At 30.0% G+C, this 18,822-nt stretch carries 17 protein-coding genes; 11 read left to right on the plus strand and 6 right to left on the minus strand.

Annotated features, from left to right (window positions below; genetic code table 11):
* Window positions 1-55 precede the first annotated feature (55 nt).
* The 8 genes from O6P34_RS13315 (at window position 56) to O6P34_RS13350 (ending at window position 8,576) form a co-directional block, all read left to right on the plus strand.
* On the plus strand, window positions 56-862 hold the full coding sequence (locus O6P34_RS13315; protein ID WP_269685000.1) for a hypothetical protein: 807 nt from the start codon (window positions 56-58) through the stop codon (window positions 860-862).
* Between the two features lie 79 nt (window positions 863-941).
* Entirely contained in the window at window positions 942-1,214 is a 273-nt protein-coding gene (locus tag O6P34_RS13320) for a helix-turn-helix domain-containing protein (RefSeq protein ID WP_269685001.1), read from the plus strand.
* A 202-nt stretch (window positions 1,215-1,416) separates the two neighbouring features.
* Entirely contained in the window at window positions 1,417-1,989 is a 573-nt protein-coding gene (locus O6P34_RS13325) for a hypothetical protein (protein WP_269685002.1), read from the plus strand.
* A 25-nt stretch (window positions 1,990-2,014) separates the two neighbouring features.
* Window positions 2,015-2,215 carry a hypothetical protein gene (locus O6P34_RS13330; protein WP_269685003.1) on the plus strand — a complete coding sequence of 67 codons (201 nt, stop codon included), beginning with the start codon at window positions 2,015-2,017 and terminating at the stop codon, window positions 2,213-2,215.
* Window positions 2,205-2,366, plus strand: coding sequence for a hypothetical protein (locus O6P34_RS13335; protein ID WP_269685004.1), 162 nt, complete (start codon window positions 2,205-2,207; stop codon window positions 2,364-2,366). Before O6P34_RS13330 ends, O6P34_RS13335 begins: the two co-directional genes overlap by 11 nt.
* 390 nt (window positions 2,367-2,756) lie before the next feature.
* Window positions 2,757-5,447, plus strand: a complete 2,691-nt coding sequence (locus tag O6P34_RS13340; protein ID WP_269685005.1) for a class I SAM-dependent DNA methyltransferase — start codon at window positions 2,757-2,759, stop codon at window positions 5,445-5,447.
* Window positions 5,448-5,449: 2 nt separating this feature from the next.
* Complete coding sequence (locus O6P34_RS13345) at window positions 5,450-7,381, plus strand: DEAD/DEAH box helicase (RefSeq protein ID WP_269685006.1); 1,932 nt, start codon at window positions 5,450-5,452, stop codon at window positions 7,379-7,381.
* Window positions 7,374-8,576, plus strand: a complete 1,203-nt coding sequence (locus O6P34_RS13350; RefSeq protein WP_269685007.1) for a GIY-YIG nuclease family protein — start codon at window positions 7,374-7,376, stop codon at window positions 8,574-8,576. Before O6P34_RS13345 ends, O6P34_RS13350 begins: the two co-directional genes overlap by 8 nt.
* Window positions 8,577-8,659: 83 nt before the next feature.
* On the opposite strand, the gene O6P34_RS13355 is transcribed toward O6P34_RS13350, so the two are convergent.
* Window positions 8,660-8,935, minus strand: a complete 276-nt coding sequence (locus O6P34_RS13355; protein ID WP_269685008.1) for a helix-turn-helix domain-containing protein — start codon at window positions 8,933-8,935, stop codon at window positions 8,660-8,662.
* A 136-nt stretch (window positions 8,936-9,071) separates the two neighbouring features.
* Between O6P34_RS13355 and O6P34_RS13360 the strand changes: the two genes are divergently transcribed.
* The 3 genes from O6P34_RS13360 to O6P34_RS13370 all read left to right on the plus strand — a co-directional run bounded on the left by O6P34_RS13360 (window position 9,072) and on the right by O6P34_RS13370 (window position 10,511).
* On the plus strand, window positions 9,072-9,395 hold the full coding sequence (locus O6P34_RS13360; RefSeq protein WP_269685009.1) for a hypothetical protein: 324 nt from the start codon (window positions 9,072-9,074) through the stop codon (window positions 9,393-9,395).
* A gap of 18 nt (window positions 9,396-9,413) precedes the next feature.
* On the plus strand, window positions 9,414-9,725 hold the full coding sequence (locus O6P34_RS13365; protein ID WP_269685010.1) for a hypothetical protein: 312 nt from the start codon (window positions 9,414-9,416) through the stop codon (window positions 9,723-9,725).
* Between the two features lie 159 nt (window positions 9,726-9,884).
* A complete protein-coding gene (locus O6P34_RS13370) occupies window positions 9,885-10,511 on the plus strand; it encodes a recombinase family protein (RefSeq protein ID WP_269685011.1) in 627 nt (208 codons plus the stop codon).
* A gap of 52 nt (window positions 10,512-10,563) precedes the next feature.
* Here O6P34_RS13370 and O6P34_RS13375 read toward each other — a convergent pair whose 3' ends face one another.
* From O6P34_RS13375 to O6P34_RS13395, 5 genes are all read right to left on the minus strand, one after another.
* Window positions 10,564-11,586, minus strand: a complete 1,023-nt coding sequence (locus O6P34_RS13375) for an RES family NAD+ phosphorylase (protein WP_269685012.1) — start codon at window positions 11,584-11,586, stop codon at window positions 10,564-10,566.
* Between the two features lie 5 nt (window positions 11,587-11,591).
* Complete coding sequence (locus tag O6P34_RS13380) at window positions 11,592-12,512, minus strand: sce7725 family protein (protein WP_269685013.1); 921 nt, start codon at window positions 12,510-12,512, stop codon at window positions 11,592-11,594.
* Window positions 12,513-12,516: 4 nt separating this feature from the next.
* Window positions 12,517-13,395: a sce7726 family protein gene (locus tag O6P34_RS13385; RefSeq protein WP_269685014.1), complete on the minus strand. Its 879-nt coding sequence runs from the start codon at window positions 13,393-13,395 to the stop codon at window positions 12,517-12,519.
* A 764-nt stretch (window positions 13,396-14,159) separates the two neighbouring features.
* A complete protein-coding gene (locus O6P34_RS13390) occupies window positions 14,160-14,858 on the minus strand; it encodes a DUF1826 domain-containing protein (RefSeq protein ID WP_269685015.1) in 699 nt (232 codons plus the stop codon).
* A gap of 234 nt (window positions 14,859-15,092) precedes the next feature.
* Entirely contained in the window at window positions 15,093-18,677 is a 3,585-nt protein-coding gene (locus tag O6P34_RS13395; RefSeq protein WP_269685016.1) for a glycoside hydrolase family 2 TIM barrel-domain containing protein, read from the minus strand.
* Between the last annotated feature and the right edge of the window lie 145 nt (window positions 18,678-18,822).

Genomic DNA, 18,822 nt, shown 5'->3' on the forward strand with positions numbered 1-18,822 from the left:
ATCATTATATTTGAAATCCGCTATTATAGCGGATTTCATTTTTTAAACTAACATTATGGATTATTACACCGAAATTAAAGTATGTATTAAAGAAATTGGTCAAGCAAAAATTGAGTTCCAGACAAATACAAAAGATTATACTTTCAACGGTAAGCCCCCTAGAGATATTCCTCAAGACCGATATACCAAACTAAATGAGCTATTTGAATCCTATCTTTCAAATTACATTAGACAAAATTGTAAGGTTGAAGATATTATTAAACTTATTACAATCACAAAAGAGACAATCCAACAGTTGAAGCTGTCAGGAGATAATCATAGAGTTAATTTTTTACTTTCAAGAAGTAAAAATGAGTTATCAGAAACAGCAACTTTTAACCATGATGATATTAATTCAATAATCTCAACTCAAAAATTAGTATTGAGTAAAATACTTAATCATTTATATGAAAAAATTGATTATCTCAATTCAAGTATAGATAACGAATTAATAGGTGATATAGATAATGAAGACCTAAGCTCTAGTGAAACAGATACGAGCGATATACCATTTAAACATATTGGACGTGCTACATTTAAACTAAATAAAAAGGAATCTCTAATGTTATTATATATTTTAGAACAGGAACATCTTTTAGAGTTTGAATCAATTGAACATAGACGCTTGTTTATAGAGAGTAATTTCAACTTTACCGAAACAAGAAATAATGCAAACCAAGGAAATCCTTTTCCTATGAAAGGTATTAGTAGTGAACTATCTGATTTTAGTAGTTATTCAGAAAGAGCTTCAAACAATAAGACATTAGAAAAACTATTAAAAAAGCTCAACGAAACAATTCATCTTTTTGAATTTAAAAAATAAAGTTGGCAATTGCCAACTATAACTTGACGCTAGCAACTTCTGAAAGTACTTTTGCAGTATAAATTTTAATATATATACTATGAGGTACTTAGAAAATGAATCAGAGCCAATAATAAAGCTCCTAGAGGAAATCAAATCTAAATTTGATACAATTCGACAACCAAAAAAATACTATCGTAATAGCGATTTAAAAGAGTTATTTGGGTTGAGTGATAACACCATACTGACTTATCGTGATAAAAATATTTTACCCTTTTCTAAAATGGGTGAAATCTATTATTATCCAATCGCTGAAATTGAAAACCTTTTGTCAAAAAACAGTAATTTCGATTTGTTTGGTAATCGCTACTAACGAATAGGTGCAACACTACTACCTATTTAACTACTCAAAATCCAGTATGCTATGATTGATTTTATAGTAAACTGCCAGAAAAAATAAAAAGAATTGCTTCATAGTGCAGTTTTTTTCAAAGTTTCACATATTTATAATAAACGAACCAAAATAACGACTGGGACAACCTTATCCCTCTTGACCTTATTATATCCAATAACCAATGAAAAAACAGTATAACCAATTATTAAACGAATCAAATAAGAAAAGAAGTAACATTTACTACCAACTTAACCAACTAACAGAAATTACGGGGTTAAGCCCAAGAATGCTTAAATACAAAATGCTTAAAGTAAAAGACAAGTATGAAAGCGTAACCAATTTATTAAAAAAAGAAGGTAGAAATTGGCAAATACATCATTCAATTATAAATGAGTTTATGCCAATTAATAAACGAAAAAATAGTAATGAAAAAAATTACGATTGGAAAAGTTTTGTTAGTTGGAACCCCTATAAAAACTATGATTGCGATTACCATTTTGAATTGATTAAAGAAATGAAATCCAATCTTCCAGAGATTACGATAAAATATACCATAGAACTCGATGGAAGAGGTTTTAATCACGTTCATTTCATTTCCGATGCTTCGGTACCAGATATAAAAATGATGGTTGACAGAGTGATTTCGAAATATTTCTCATGGTATGAAATATCTTATCAAGTAAGCAAAATTAATAACAAATACAGTAGCATAAGCTACACTCAAAAGGCTCCAGTAAAAATTGGAACCCTATAATAACAAACAACTAAAAATTAAAAAAATGGAACAAGTAACAGACTTAAACCACAGCCCAAAACTAAAAGAATTACTTAAATTACATGTGTCAAGAATGTATGAAGAAGAAGCCCAGTTCGATGATTGGCATCTATTTGAAGAGTATATCTGGTTAAGAAACAACAACCAATTAGACGAACTTTTTCAAGAAGAGTATTTAATAAACCGATTGAACCATGAACGATAAAACCACACAAGATAAAATTGCAATAACTCAAACACAATTGAACCTTGAAGATGACTTTATAGTAAAACAGGAGTTACAAAAAAAACTAAAAAAGTTACAACTACAAAAAGAGATAGAAGGTATTAAAAGGCGTATTGAGCAACTGGAGTGACTTCCTCCCTCCCTACTCAAAATAAAAAGTAAAATATTGCTGTTACCTTCCTCGATATAGCTATAATCAACCTCTTTATTTTTTAGTATATAATTAGATTCAAAAAAATTTCTATAATTTTTTTAGCTTAAATTAAGGTTCCTTTTTACCCCCACACTAGCAACCTTTTATTATAAAATGGATAAGTATAAATATTGTTTTAAACAACCAACGACATGGATTCCTTTTAAGCTATTCGTGAAGTGTTTTAAATAAAATGCTCGTAATTATTACGAGCATTTTTGTTTTAGTAGTACTCTATTAATAATAATTGCATTTTATTATTATTATAGATATTTTACAAATTTATAATTGCCTATTTTTGAAGTTTAAAATTCAATTCTGATATAAATGAATAAATCCCAAATAGAAAAAAATGTTGATGAATTAGTACAATCATTCGATAAAGAAAACTTTATTTATGATTTACTAGTAGCTTATGGCATTTCAAAAACATCTATAACACGTTTGAAGAAAGGCGATTTCAATTTATCAAAAATTGAAGGAGAGGTTTTATATAAAAAGAAAGTGTTTTTTAAAGAAGTTGCAACGGATAAACTTTTTGCAACTATAGATGAATTAACAAAAAACGAAGAAGACTTAAAACACAATCCTCGTTTTGTTATTGTCACCGACTATAAAACATTATTAGCCAAAGATACCAGAACAGGATTAACTCTGGATACCCCAATTTTAGAAATCAATAAACGCTATGATTTCTTTTTGCCTTGGGCAGGTCAAGAAAAATACCAATCTAAAAACGAGAATCATGCTGACAGAAAAGCCTCTTATGAGATGGCTAAATTATATGATATTTTGGTTCACGAAAACCCAGATATTTATGAGGATGGCGGACATAATTTAAACATTTTTTTATCTCGTTTGTTGTTTTGTTTTTTCGCAGAGGATACAGGGATTTTTGAAGAAGAAGGAATTTTCACAAATACATTAGCACAACACACCAAACCAGATGGTAGTGATGTTAATTCGTTTTTAGACCGTTTGTTTAAAGTTTTAAATACCAAAGATAATAGCAACGAACCAACCTATTTGCAAGCGTTTCCTTATGTAAACGGTGGTTTATTCAGAGATACTATAGTTTCACCAAAGTTTTCGTTAAAGGCTAGAAAAATTATTTTAGAATGTGGTGATTTGAATTGGAGCGAAATCAACCCAGATATATTTGGTTCAATGATACAGGCAGTAGTAAATCCAGAATACCGAAGCGGTCTAGGGATGCACTATACTTCTGTGCCTAATATAATGAAGGTGATTGAACCATTGTTTCTTAATAAATTACGTGAAGAGTTTGAAAAAAGCAAAGGCAGACCAAGCCAATTACGAAAGCTAATTTACAGAATTTCTAAAATAAAATGTTTTGACCCCGCTTGTGGTAGCGGTAACTTTTTAATTATTGCATATAAAGAACTAAGAGCTCTAGAAATCGAAATTTTACAGGACATTTACAATACAGAAAGCCAAGTATCTATTGTTTTTACCGAAATTAAACTTTCTCAATTTTACGGTATTGAGTTAGACGATTTCGCACACGAAATGGCCATATTATCACTTTGGTTGGCTGAGCATCAAATGAATAAAATATTTATTGATGAATTACATGATTATGGAAGGGCTAAACCTATTTTACCATTAAAAGAGGCGGGTAATATTACACTAGGAAATGCAACACGTTTAGATTGGAAAACAATTTGTCCTATAACTAATGTTGATGAAATATATATATTAGGAAATCCTCCATATCTTGGTGGAAAATCTCAATCTAAAGAACAAAAGGAAGATATGAATATAGCTTTTGAAAGAGAGAAAAAAATCGGAGAGCTTGATTATATTTCTTGTTGGTTTATTAAAGCATCTAATTATATCAAAAACTTATCAAGTTTTGCTTTTGTTACAACTAACTCAATTTGTCAAGGCTCTCAAGTTCAACAATTATGGCCTAAAATTTACAATAATAATCAAGAAATATTCTTTGCTTATGAACCATTTAAATGGACAAATAATGCGAAAAATAATGCGGGAGTAGTTGTTACAATTATTGGAATAAGAGATAATTCAACAAATGAAAAATATATCATAAATGAAAAATTAAAGAGAAATGTAAATAATATAAGTCCATATATAACAGACGGAAGTAAATCGATTATTTATCAAAGTTTAAAACCTATTTCAAAGTTACCTCAAATGTTAACTGGAAATAGTCCTTATGATGGAGGTTTTCTATTATTAAGTGATGAAGAAAAAAACATTATTACTAATCAATTCCCAAATATTGATATGTTTTTCAAACGAATACATGGGTCGTATGATTTTATTAATTCTGAAATCAGATGGTGTATTTGGTTAAATGAAGAAAATTATGATGAAGCAGTTAAATATGATTTTATTAAAGACAGAATTGAAAAAACTTTAGCTTTTAGAAAAAAAGGGGGAGATGTTGCAAGAGGTTTAGTTAATCGCCCTCATCAATTTAGATATACTCATGAGGCCTTAAATAATTTAATTATTATACCAAGAGTATCTTCAGAAAGAAGAAAATATATTCCTTTTGGATTTTTGAGTTCTGATTTTATTGTGTCTGATTCTGCACAAGTTATTTATGACCCAGAGCCATTTATATTAGGAGTTTTATCATCTTATTTACATATGTTATGGGTGAGAATTACTGGTGGATATTTAGGAACAAGTATAAGATATTCATCAGGGCTATGTTATAATACTTTTCCTTTTCCGAATATTTCGGATAAACAAAAAGAACAAATCAATTTACATGTGTTTGAAGTATTAGATGAACGAGCTAAATACTCAGAAAAAACATTAGCTCAACTATATGACCCAGATAAAATGCCAAAGGGTTTAAAAGATGCTCACCATGAATTAGACCTTGCCATAGAAAGATGTTATCGTTTAAAACCTTTTGAAAGTGATGTTGAGCGTTTAGAATACCTGTTTAAAATGTATGAAGAAATGACTACTAAAAACAGTTTGTTTCAAAAAGAAAAGAAAACCAAGAAAGCCAATTAATTATGCCAGATATAGTTCACGTACAATACAACCAAACAGGTAAAAGCAAAAAAACCAATGAGTTTGGGATGAGAGAAATGCAGGAAAGAGCTTTTGAAGCACGAACTGCTCAATATCTTTTAATCAAAGCCCCACCCGCTTCTGGTAAATCAAGAGCTTTAATGTTTATTGGTTTAGATAAATTAATCAATCAAGGCGTTAAGAAAGTTATTGTTGCTGTTCCAGAGCGTTCTATTGGTAGTTCATTTTCAATTACCGATTTAAAAAAAGATGGCTTTTTTGCTAATTGGGAACCAAACGATATATACAATCTTTGCACACCAGGTGGTGAATCTAGTAAAGTAAAAGCTTTTAATAATTTTCTTGAAAGCGATGAAAAGATTTTGATTTGTACCCATGCTACTTTGCGATTTGCTTGTGAAGGTGTTGATGAAAACGTATTCAACGATTGTGTAATTGCTATTGATGAGTTTCATCACGTTTCGGCAGATGGTAATAATAGATTGGGAGAAGTTTTACGTTCAATAATGGCAAAGTCTAAAGCACATATTGTGGCCATGACTGGTTCCTATTTTCGTGGAGACAGTGTTCCAGTTTTATTACCAGAATTAGAAGCTCAATTTACCAAAGTAACTTATAATTACTATGAACAATTAAATGGCTATGAGCATCTAAAATCTTTAGGTATTGGTTACCATTTTTATCAAGGGAAATACACCTCTGCAATTGATGAAATATTAGATGAAAGCAAAAAAACTATTGTACATATTCCAAGTGTTAATTCTGGTGAATCAGAAAAAGACAAATACGAAGAGGTAAATAGAATAGTTGATAGTTTAGGAGATTTAGAATATCAAGATTCTTCAACAGGGGTAATGTTTGTTCGTAGTAGAAAAACAGGAAACCTTTTAAAAGTTGCCGATTTAGTAAATGACAATCAAAAAGAAAGAGATAAAATTCAAGAGTATTTAAGAGTATCAAATAATGCTGATGATGTAGATATTATAATTGCACTAGGAATGGCAAAAGAAGGTTTTGATTGGCCTTTTTGCGAACATGCCTTAACAGTAGGCTACAGAGGTTCATTAACTGAAATTATTCAAATTATAGGTAGATGTACCAGAGATAGTGAAAATAAATCTCATGCTCAATTTACAAATGTTATCGCTCAACCAGATGCTGAAGATGGAGAGGTGAAATTATCTGTAAATAATATGCTTAAAGCTATTACCGCATCACTATTGATGGAGCAGGTATTAGCACCAAATTTTAAATTTAAGCCTAAGTTCCCAGATGAGGATGAATCAGATGATGATGATGAGACTATTAGAATTAGAGGTTTTAAAAAACCTACATCACAAAGGGTTAAGGATATTGTAGAATCTGATATTAACGATTTAAAAGCTAAGATTTTACAAGATGATAAAATGGCTAAAGCATTACCTGGTAATGTTGACCCAGAGGTAATCAATACCGTTTTAATTCCAAAAATAATTCGTGAAACGTATCCAGATTTATCAGAGGAACAAGTAGAAGAAGTTAGGCAATATGTAGTAGTTGATTCTGTTGTTAAAAATAGTACAATTGAAACACAAGGCGATAAACGATTTATAAGAATGGCGGATAGCTTTGTTAATATTGATGACATAAATATTGATTTAATTGACCAGATAAACCCATTCCAAAAAGCATTTGAAATATTATCTAAATCAGTAACTGCATCTGTATTTAAAGCAATTCAAGAAACAATTGATGCTACAAGAATTGAAATGACTGAGGAGGAAGCTATTGTTTTGTGGCCAAAAATAAAAAATTGGGTTGCACAAACAGGAGAACAGCCAAGTATTCAATCCTTTGACCCACAAGAAAGAAGATTAGCAGAAGCAATTATATTTTTGAAAGAACAAAGACGTAAAGCAAAAGCAAATGAGTAACAAGAAAACATTAGAAGATATTTTTAATGATGATGAATTTGGAATACTAGAATCTAAAGCTAAAGTTTCAAATATAAAATCAGAAGATGAACGCTTAATTGATTCGTTCCGAGAAATCAATACTTTTTACGAAAAAAATAATCGAGAACCAAAAGCTGATGTTTTTGTAGTATCTGAAAGAGGTTTGGGAGTTGCATTAAGAGAGTTACGTAAAAATATTAAAAAAGTAGAAATCTTAAAGCCTTATGATGTGCACAATTTGTTAGGGAATATTACTGTAGAAATAAATTCAATAGATGACATTTTAAACGATGACGAATTTGGATTATTAGATACCGATGAAACATTAGAAATATTTAAGCTGAAAAATATTCCAAGTTCAAAAGACAGAGAAGAGACCGATTTTGTTGCAAGGAGAAAAGCAATTAAAGAAAATGAATTTATTCAATACGAAACTGCTTTTAAGAAAGTACATCAAGAATTAAGAGAAGGAAAAAGAAAGCTTCATGAGTTTAAAGATGTAGAACAAAACCTTGAGCAGGGAAAATATTATTTGCTAGATGGTTTACTATTGTTTTTAGAAAAAGATGGTATTGAAGAAAGACAAATTAAAGACCGAATTAGAAAAGACGGTAGAACAAGAATTATTTTTGAAAACGGTACAGAAAGTAATATGTACTATCGTTCTTTAGCTAAAGCTCTTTATAACAACGGAAGAATTGTTTCTGATACAGATTCTGAAACAGAAAACGAATTATTCAAGAATGCCAATATTGTTAATGAATCTGATTTAGAAACTGGATGGATTTATATTTTACAATCCAAGTCAACCAATAAAAATATTTCAGAGATAAAAGATTTATACAAAATTGGTTTTTCAAAAACTGATGTTCGAGATAGAATAAAGAATGCTCCAAAAGAACCAACCTATTTGATGGCAGAAGTTCATTTAGTAAGTACCTACAAATGTTATAATGTGAACCCTCATAAATTTGAACAGTTACTACATAGGTTTTTTGGAGATGTATGTTTGAATGTAGATATACATGATGACAAAGGAAGACGAATAACTCCTAGAGAATGGTTTGTTGTTCCGTTGCCAATAATTGATAAAGTTATTGATTTGATTCTTAATGGTGAGATTGTAAATTATAATTATGATGTTGCAAACAAATTCCTTTTAAAAATAAATTAATTATTCATCTCTAAATAATTTCATTAGTTAAGGTTAGACAATTAATAAAAGTCTAACCTTTTTCGATTTTAGACAAATTATTATTATTTATTTTCAAGAATTTTAAGAGATTTTTCTAACAACTCTTTTACTTGGTTTACTTCTGACTGCAAAACATTTGTGCCTTTTGTTGGGACAAACATTTCTCTTATATCAACATCTAAAGCTTCTGCAATTTGCAAAAGTAAACTTATTGTAGGTAAATTTTTTTCAGAATTTATATTACTTATTGTAGTCATAGAAACCCCTACCTTATTTGCTAGTTCTTCTCTGCTGATTCCTTTTTTATTCATCAACTCTTTTAGTCGTAATACTTCCATTTATTTATTTTTAAGAATACAAATATAGTAAAAATAAAGTAATACTTTATTTTTTAAAAATAAAATCAATTAAAATTTGCTTTTAAGTAAATTATTGCTTTACTTTGTAATGTATTAATCAAGTGATACTTTATTTATGACTGCTACAGAATTTAAAAACGGAATTAAAGAAATCAAAGAAAGTTTAAGAGGATTAACCCTTCAATTGGTTCATGCTAATGGATATAGACCATACTTTAATTTAAGAGAATTCGGTAATGCAATCTTAAATGAAGAGGTTAAAGGAAATGATTTTAAAGTTAATCAAGTTTGGACAACAGATGGAATTGTAGGAGTTAAATCAATTCAACACTTGATTGAATTAATAAAAACAACTACTGTCACTGCAATACAATTTGAGAGTTTTTATAATTACAAAACTACAGAAGAATTTATCAGAAGCTTCGGTTCATTAGACTAAACATTAAAAATACAAAAAATGGATATAACATCAAGAACAATGGAAATTGCACAAACTATCTTGGAGCAAATTAGATATACTGATAGAAGTGCATTAATGGCTTGGGGAGCTAAAAATTTTTCTGCAATCAGTGAATCAAAAGAATTTCAAGGCGGACTTGCATTTCAGGTTAATGGACTAATTCATAAAGGTTGGATAAAAGTTTGTCTTAGATATGTTGATGATTACACAATAATATTTATCACTGAAAACCGTGAAGTAGTTAAAACTTTTGAAGGTGCTTACTGTGATATGTTAGTTGCTGTGATTGATTGGATTGAAGGTAAATAATATTAAATTATGTTCAAAAATAGATTATAACCATACGTTGCCCAATTGAAAAATTTATTAAACAGCAATATCAACTAAAAAAATTGTGCAAAATACACCACCCTAAAAATTCACACTTTTCATTAAATATTAACCTATAATACCAATTTAATAACAGCTATGAAGAAAGCTAGATATATCCGCCAAAGTACCAGTCAACAATCTAACCTCCGCCAATTAGCGAAAGCCCATCCAGATGAAAAACTTTTTGTTGATATTATTAGTGGTTCGGTTCCATTTGATGAACGCCCACAAGGCATTAAGCTCATTCAAGCAATTGAGGCTTCTGAGGTAAACTATGTGAGTTTTCATGCCATCGATAGAGCTGGAAGGTCAACTATCAACGTATTACAGACATTAAAATATTTTTTCGATAAAGGTGTTGTAGTCAAAATCGATAATCTTGGGCTTGAATCAATGATAAACGGAAAAGCAAATCCAGTTTTTAACCTAATTACAACAATCCTTTCGGAGCTATCGAGTTTAGAGAAATCATCACTTTTAGAGAGGCAGGCAGAAGGGATTATACAGGCTCGTCTACGTGGAGCCTATAAGGGGCGAATGAAAAATACAAGTGATTCCCCAGCTATGACCTTAGATAAACATAAGAAAACCATAAAAGCTTTAAAAGCTAATCCTAATCTATCACTCAGACAAATTGCAAAATTGGCCTCAGATGTTGATTATAAGGTTTCAGCTAATACGGTAAAAAAAGTAAAAGGATTATTGAACCGAACGGTTGAATAGGTATGGAAATAAAACTTTTTTAGAATATTTCTTCTCGATTTGGTTAATAGAATTAATTTAAAATATAGAGTTCACCTGAGATAGAAACATTTGAAATTTTATGCTTCTTTATACCTATGCACTCAACTTTATTTTCATCAAACAAAACAATATTAACTCCACCTAGATGCAATGAACTATTAAAAATTATGCCATCTGCATTAGTGATATACCTTATAAATTCACAAATAAATTGAGTTGGAATGTATTCAAGTTCTGAATCAGTTCTTTTGAGTGGCTTAGACAAATCACTGCTTATGTATTTTTTAAGTAATAGACTCTTAGTATAATTCAAAATGTCACCCATATTCAGAAAAGCATTCGCACATTCCGTAAAATCTACTAATATAACTTTATTATCTTCTTTAATTTTAAATTCACCTACGCTAACTTCATCTAAATAAGTTGTCCTTGTTTCATAAAATGTTGTTTCTGATGACTTACTAAGATACAAATATGGAATGCCTTGAGGATTAGCCCTACCGCCAGACACTATCATTTTATTTGGACAACCCATTTCTTGCAAAGAAAATGAAGTATCTTTATTAGTATGAATTCTTGCTCTAAATAAAACATCATTAGGATTTGCTAAAGATTGCTGATTAAAAAAACCATCCCAACCTAACTCAATAATTTTATCAATATCTGTAAGAAATCTTCTTCTCCATTTTAAATCCTCTTTTAGTTCATCCCAATAGTTTACACAACTATTAATTTCGTCAATATAGTCAACACAAACATTGGGAGAAGTAAAACTTGATTTTAACAATCTCATGATTTCAGCCAAAATTAACGAACTGATGTTTTCAGATGAAAACAATTTCCAATCCCTATCTATAATTTCTACTAATGATGTAGATTCTTCCTTTTCTTGAAATATATTAAGAAATTCAGCGAAAAAATCTAACAACTCTTCAAGAGATAAAATTTCAATATCTAAATCATCACTACAAAAATCACATTTTCCAGAAACTGACGAGGATTCGACAAATTTTTTAAGCTCCGAATCTTGAAAACAATTAACACAAACATTCATAATTGCTATTCTATTATTCTATTAATCAATTCAAGATGATTTTTAATTGAAATCTTTTTAACTGTACCTAATCCTGGGTATTTAGATTCTTCAAAACATTTCAAAAGTTCATCTGTAGCTGAATTTTGAATATTCTTGCTTTTTATAAAAGTTACAGCTTTTTCCAAGGCTTCTGCAAATTTCCCTTGAATATTTGCTCTGTCGTAATTACTGGTAGAAGTAAAATGTCTAATCCAAACTTCTTTATTTTCTTTTTGGTACGTTAAATGAATTGCGACTGCATAAGGTGCACTTCCCCCTTCGATAAAATCGCTCACTAGAACGGTATAATCTGAAAATCCATAATATTTATCTTCTTTATAGAATAAATGTTCTTCAGAAAACCTTTCTTCTGCCATTTCTAAATAATCACTATTTCTTTTTTGCCCATTAAAATTATCATCAAGTCTGATTAAACACTTTGTATCTTGAAGTTTCCTTTTTAAGGTTTTATTTTCAGCAGAAACAATATATTTTACTTCTGGCGAAGTAACTAATTTTAAAAAACTCTCATTGCTAGTATCAGTTAATTCAGTGCAAATAACCATTACATCATTATATGTAGTTTCTACAATAAGTCGAGAAATTTCCTCGTACTTATTTGTAACTATAAAAGCGGGAATCCATTTTGAAACATCACCTAAGCATCCATTTAAACCCTCAAAAATTTGATTGGTATTTTTTATATCACCAACTTGAGGATTAAGGACTAATGCAAATTTGACGTTGCATTCTATTAATTTAGGTAATGCCAATCTCATACTGTTAAATGTATCTTTAACTGGTTCAATGATTGGTATTACGTTATTAATATCACCAAGAACATCCGCAAATTCACGTAATGCTATTAATTCAAATTGACGACCTCTTAAAAATGGAAAATACATAGAATTAGATTTGAATAGATTTATTAAGTTTAACTAATAATTGTGCATGCACCTTTTCATTAATATTCATTGCAAGTCCCATTTGTCTCAATTCCTTTTGAAAAGTTGCTATTTTTAGAGTATTAGACTTTCTTAATTTTAGTTGATTAATAAATAATCTATTTAGTTCATCTGATGGAATTTCTGCTATTAATTCTTCACATTTTGAAAACATATTAAAACTATTCATTTCTGGTAATTTCCCATAATAATTTTTAATAATGTCTTTATATTCCGAAGTTCTTATAGACCTTATGATTGTATTAGGACATATTTCAGAATTTTCTACAGAAGCCCGAATCTCTTTCATTTTCAGAGATTTATTTCGTTCTACTAAAATAATAATTCCAACTGATTCGTCATATTTTAAATACTTATCAGCTAAAGCTTCATGGGTTATTATATAATTATGTTTAAATATTTTTTTATAATCTAATAACTGGTTGCTTAATCTTTTATTTGAATCTAATTCTGTCTTAATTTCAAAAGCTTTACTAGTTCCATTAAACATTACAATATCTGCAATTGAATTACCTACTCTAAATTCATTGATAGCTACCGTATTTTTTACGCCATATTTATCTAGAAGTAATTCATTTATAAAGGTATTTTTATAAATGTACTCATTACGGTACTTAGATTTTAGTTCTTTATAAATATAACTTATATAATCATGATATGTATTAAACTTAATTCCAACTTGTGCTAGGTCATATTTTTTAATATTGGAATTTATAAATGAATAGTCATCATTTTGAATTAATTTTGAAAAATAAGTACTTGAAAAAACGGAAGAATAACTTCTCATTTTGTTTATCACAAAATTATTGTCAACATGTTTCATTTATACTTAATTTCAATTTATCCGTACAAATATAAACATTTTGAACTTATTCTTTTTATAATTAGAATTTAGCACAAAACAATCATTAAAAATAGATTAAGCAATATCCCTCTTTTTATTATATTTGTCCCATTAACACTTTGAAAGTTCTTAGTCCGATTGGTACCCTCATTGGTACCCTGTAAAATATAGCTCTGTAAAACATTGAAAACATTGGCTTGAAGCGATTTAAAGAGGAACCTCTTTCTCCGCAGAATTCGGGAAGCACTTTAAACAAAGGCTTCCCGTTTTTTTTACCCCTGTTTTTTACTCAAATTACCCACAAACTTCACAATACCAAAACAGATAAACTTTTGAATTAACAAAAAACTCAAATACTACTGCAAAAAAAATTGATTTCATCAACACAGATAATGATGCATTATCTTCCTGAAAAGCTACTATCAGAGAATTATTAGTTAAAAACGACATTGAAATCATTGAAGGAATTAAAATTATACCGAGCAAATGGAAGTTTAGGAGAAAGTAAAATCTCAACTACTAGGTATTTTTAAAACCAAAGAAACATATACTAAAAGAGCATTTTATAATAGATTTTCACTCTTTTTGTTACTTTAAAAACAATTATTTTGTCATAAATAGTTACTGACTTTATGAAAACAATATCAACAAAATATTGAAAACAATGCGTTCTATAACATTGTTAGACGTTTCTCAGTCCATAAAAACACTTTCGGTCAAAGTATTTATAATACAACTTATATTTAGCAAATCAACAACAACCGATATTCGCCTTTATTTTCTATTGGTGCTCTGTGAATACAAGGTAGCACCTGTTGTTGTGGATGATCTACCGCCAAGCGCCATAGATGGCCTAATCCTAAATTAACAGGTACTGCATGAGGTAGCGCCTGATAATGCAAATCAAAATAATTTTCCTTCAAAAAGTCTTCAAATTCCTCCGATGGGCCGTCATGTAAGGCTGCTAATTTATTCCGAATTTCAGGAATTAGAATTTTTTGTTTCGCTTGCGCATTTGAAATAATATCACTTGCTGCTCCGTGATAGGTGCATAAAAAAGTATCTGTTGCAATGGGCGAACGATCCACATGAAACGAATATACATCTGTGGATATGAAATCAAATTCATCATCACGTTCATAACATTTAAGTAAATTAAGAGCCGGAGAGGCTCCGAAATCGGTTAACAACCGTAAATCATTTAAGATAATTTCCCTTGCTATATTTCCCTTTTCTGATAGTTGAAGTGCCAATAAATCTTTAGGATAAACCTCCGTTATATTTTCTTTTATCTTTAATTTGGCTACAATCTCGTTAAAATCTCCATCCAAATTTCGGTACCAACACAAGGCATTCCTTTCTCCCTTAAAATCCGTATGTACAAGTTCAGAAAAACCGGATACCGTTCCAATTTGGTTACTATCTGAAAAAATATTGTGCATAGTATGATATTAAGAAGCTAGTTTATTCATGCGTTACAAAATTATGTAATAGTAGTTAGCTACGCCATAATTATTTTATAAACTTTAATATTTACCCAAATACACAAAATCACTGTAAAGCGTATATGTAATAAAATACTGTTAATTAATTCTCTTTAAATCTAACAAAACCATATCAAAAAATTGTAAAACAAAATCTCTTTTATCTTACAGTTTTTTTGTTATAATAGGCTATTATTTATTATTATATGGAGAAATGACAAATGAAAAACTTAAATTTTTACTTGCAGGAACCCTATATTTCTCCAAAGTAATTGGACCACATGTAGCATTCCCTACTCCTTCCTGAATACAATCTAAATTCAGAAAGGTTTGAGGTTTTCTAATATCAATTAAAGCAAAATCATGTTTTGCGTCCCACAATTCTTGTTCACTATAATGAAGGGCGCTAAATGATAATCCGTTCTTTGCTGTAATTTTGATTCCTGTTCCTTTTTTATCAGTAATGTTTAACCATCGAACCTCCTCACGATTACCCATATTTTGACTCGTCACATAATGCTCTGATGCCATACCATCAACTGTAGTTTGATAGTCTCCAAAAAATGCACTTCCCTTACGGTCTTGATAATTTTCATGTGGTCCACGGCCATACCAATTTACTGCCTCAAAACCAGGAGCTAATTGAACTTGAAGACCAGCACGATGAATTATAAAATCTCTCGATGGTGTTTCAAACAGTCCGTCTACCTCGATTTTACCATCATTAAATATCGTGTAGACTATTTTATAAGGTAATATTGTAGCTTGCCCATTAGCAATAGTTACATAAGTCTCTGCTGTTATTTTGACCGATTGCCCATTTTCGGCAACCTTATAGTCAAACTTTTTTGCATCATAAGTGGTCGGATAATATTTTTGATCCGCATATTTGTCGTTATTTAAACTTCTGTACCAGTTCAATTTTAAACCTTCACCATTAAAAATTAAGTCACTACCATTATACATCAAGGCATCCAAAATCCCTGTAGTAACATCTACTTTAGCCGTAAATGTTTCACCAGTAATATTTAAATGATCATTTTCTTTAGTAACAGTCAATCGTTTGGTTACTTTAGAAGATTCAAGTTTAACTACCGGTCTAGCATTTATTCTTACTTGTTCTTTAGCTATCAAATATCCTTTATCAGCCCAAATGGCTTTCTCTTTTAAATGAAAATAAACATTTACAAAATATTCAGAATCCTCTTTAAAGTTTGTATCTAATGGAATATTAATCGTAGTTTTTTGATTTGGTTCTATCCCAACCGAAGGTAAATTACCCGATTTGATTACTTTACCATTCTCAACTTCTTCCCAAGAAATAGTAAATTTATCTAGGTTTGTAAAGTCGTATTTATTTTCTATTTCAATTTGTCCCTTTTTTATATCTAGCGGGCGAATTTTAATGTATTGGTATATTTTTTTAAGTTCAATCAGTTTTGCAGTTACTCTACAATCAGGGGTTGTCAGCCCATTGTCACAAAAATCATTATCATTTGGTGTGTCTCCAAAATCACCTCCATAATAAAAAACATCCTTAGGATTTATTGCCTGATTAACCATTTGATAAGCAACAGGAACATCTCCTTTTGTTGATATTTTCCCTAATAAAGTGCTATTATCACCACCAACAGGAATAGGTCTATTTATTGCCTGATCTACCCAGTCCCAAATACAACCACCAATTAATCGGTTTGAATTTTCTATAATTTCCCAATACTCTGCCAAATTCCCCATAGCATTCCCCATAGCATGCGCGTACTCACAAATAAAATAAGGCTTTTTAGAACCATTTTTATCGTTTTTTTCCAAATTAACTAAATCAGGATACATCTGACTATCCATATCGGCAGATTCATTTCTTCCTTCATAATGTACCGGTCGCGTAGGATCCATCATTCGGGTCAATTTTGCATTCGAATCATTATTTATACCGTTTCCACTTTCGTTACCCATAGACCAAAAAGTAACCGATGGATGATTTTTATCTCTCTCAATCATCCTCCTAACACGGTCGTTAAAAGCGGGTATCCATGAAGGCATTTCGCTTATGGAACTATTACCATGATCTTCAATATCTGCCTCATCCATAATATACAACCCATAATAATCGTATAACGCATAACTTTTTGGCTGATTAGGATAATGACTGGTACGTATCGTATTGATATTATTTTGTTTCATCATAATAACATCTTGAATAATGGTTTCTAATGGAATTGATCGTCCAAACTGAGGATGAGTCTCATGACGATTTGTTCCTTTAAAAAGTACTTGCTCATTATTTATATATACTTTGCTCTCTTTTATTTCTATTTTTCTGAATCCAAATTTTGAAGAAAGAACTTCCGTTACATTACCTCCTTCATCTTTTAAACTAAGTATTGCAGTATATAGATAAGGTGTTTCTGCAGACCATAAAATAGGATGATCTAAGTTTGCTTGTATTATTATTTCTTTTTCTGAATTTTTATCTATTGAATTTATTTTAGAAGAAAAATTTAAAACTTTCATTCCACTACTATCCAGTAAATCAACTTCTAAAGTACATGCTTTGACTTTTTTATTATCATTATTGGCTATTTTTCCATTTACTTTAAACTCAACATTAGAGAGATCATTACTTAGAAAATTTGAGTTTAAAGCGAAATCTCTTATATGTACTTTTGGAGTAGCAAATAAATAAACATCTCTATGAATTCCACTCATACGAAACATATCCTGATCTTCAAGATAACTACCATCAGTCCATCTAAATACTTGAACAGAAATACTGTTTTTTCCTGATTTCACAAAATTGGTAATATTAAATTCAGACACATTATTAGCACCTTGACTATATCCTACTTTTTTACCATTTACCCAAATGAAGAAACCGCTATACACTCCATCAAAATGAACAAAAATCTCGTTTCCATCCCAATTTTGAGGAATTTCAAAGTCTCTTCTATATGATCCTACTGGATTAACTTCAACTTCATTTGTATATCCCTTTTGAGGTTGAATAAAAGGTGGGTTATTCTTAAAAGGATAAGTAATATTTGTATAAATTGGTGTACCGTAACCTAGCATTTCCCAGCATGAAGGAACTGGAATATCACTCCACTCTGAGACATCAAAATCTTTCTTAAAAAAGCTCATAGGTCTTTCTTTTGGCTCTTTAACCCAATTAAATTTCCATGTCCCATTCAACGACATATACCACTCTGATTTTGGCTCAAGCCAAGGATAATTATATGAAGTATCTTTTTTAAGCGATTCTATTGTGGGGTAAGGAGTATAAGTAGCATGACCTGATTCTTTGTTAACGGCAAATATTGTTTCATTTTCCCATTCATCATTTCCTCTTATTGCTTCTAATCTAGGCATTTTTAATTTAGATGGAAAAAGTTTCCATTTCATCTTTTGAGGAGATTGCATAATAGTTGCACCTTCTACGTCAGCACCTTCAAAACCAAGAAACATTTTACTATTTCGTTGAATAAATTCATATTCACCATTGCCTACGGCTTTTAAAATAAATTGCTGATTTGAATTATTTGTGTTTGTGTCCCATTGAATAACTGGATTACCTAACCCGGTATTCTTATTAGAATTATCAATACTTTTTTTAGTAAAAGGGTTCGAAATTAAATAAAAACCATCATTAATAGCAGTAATTAGCCACACTTGTCCTTCCTCATTAGGTTTAGCTGCTGTCAAGAAAAGATTAGCCTCATTATTTACATCATTATTATTACTAATGACCAATCCAGAAGGACTTTGAAGCTTATACAACTTATTAGAATTTATTTTTTGAGCAGTAGCAATACAGCCAAATATTGAGGTTAGAAATAAAAATACTACTAGTTTAAAAAAAATGCTATCCTTCATAATCATTAATTTCGAATTACAAAAAAGCTATATTTTTGCTTTATTCAAT

Source organism: Flavobacterium lacustre (assembly GCF_027474525.2).
GTDB classification, from domain to species: Bacteria; Bacteroidota; Bacteroidia; order Flavobacteriales; family Flavobacteriaceae; genus Flavobacterium; species Flavobacterium lacustre.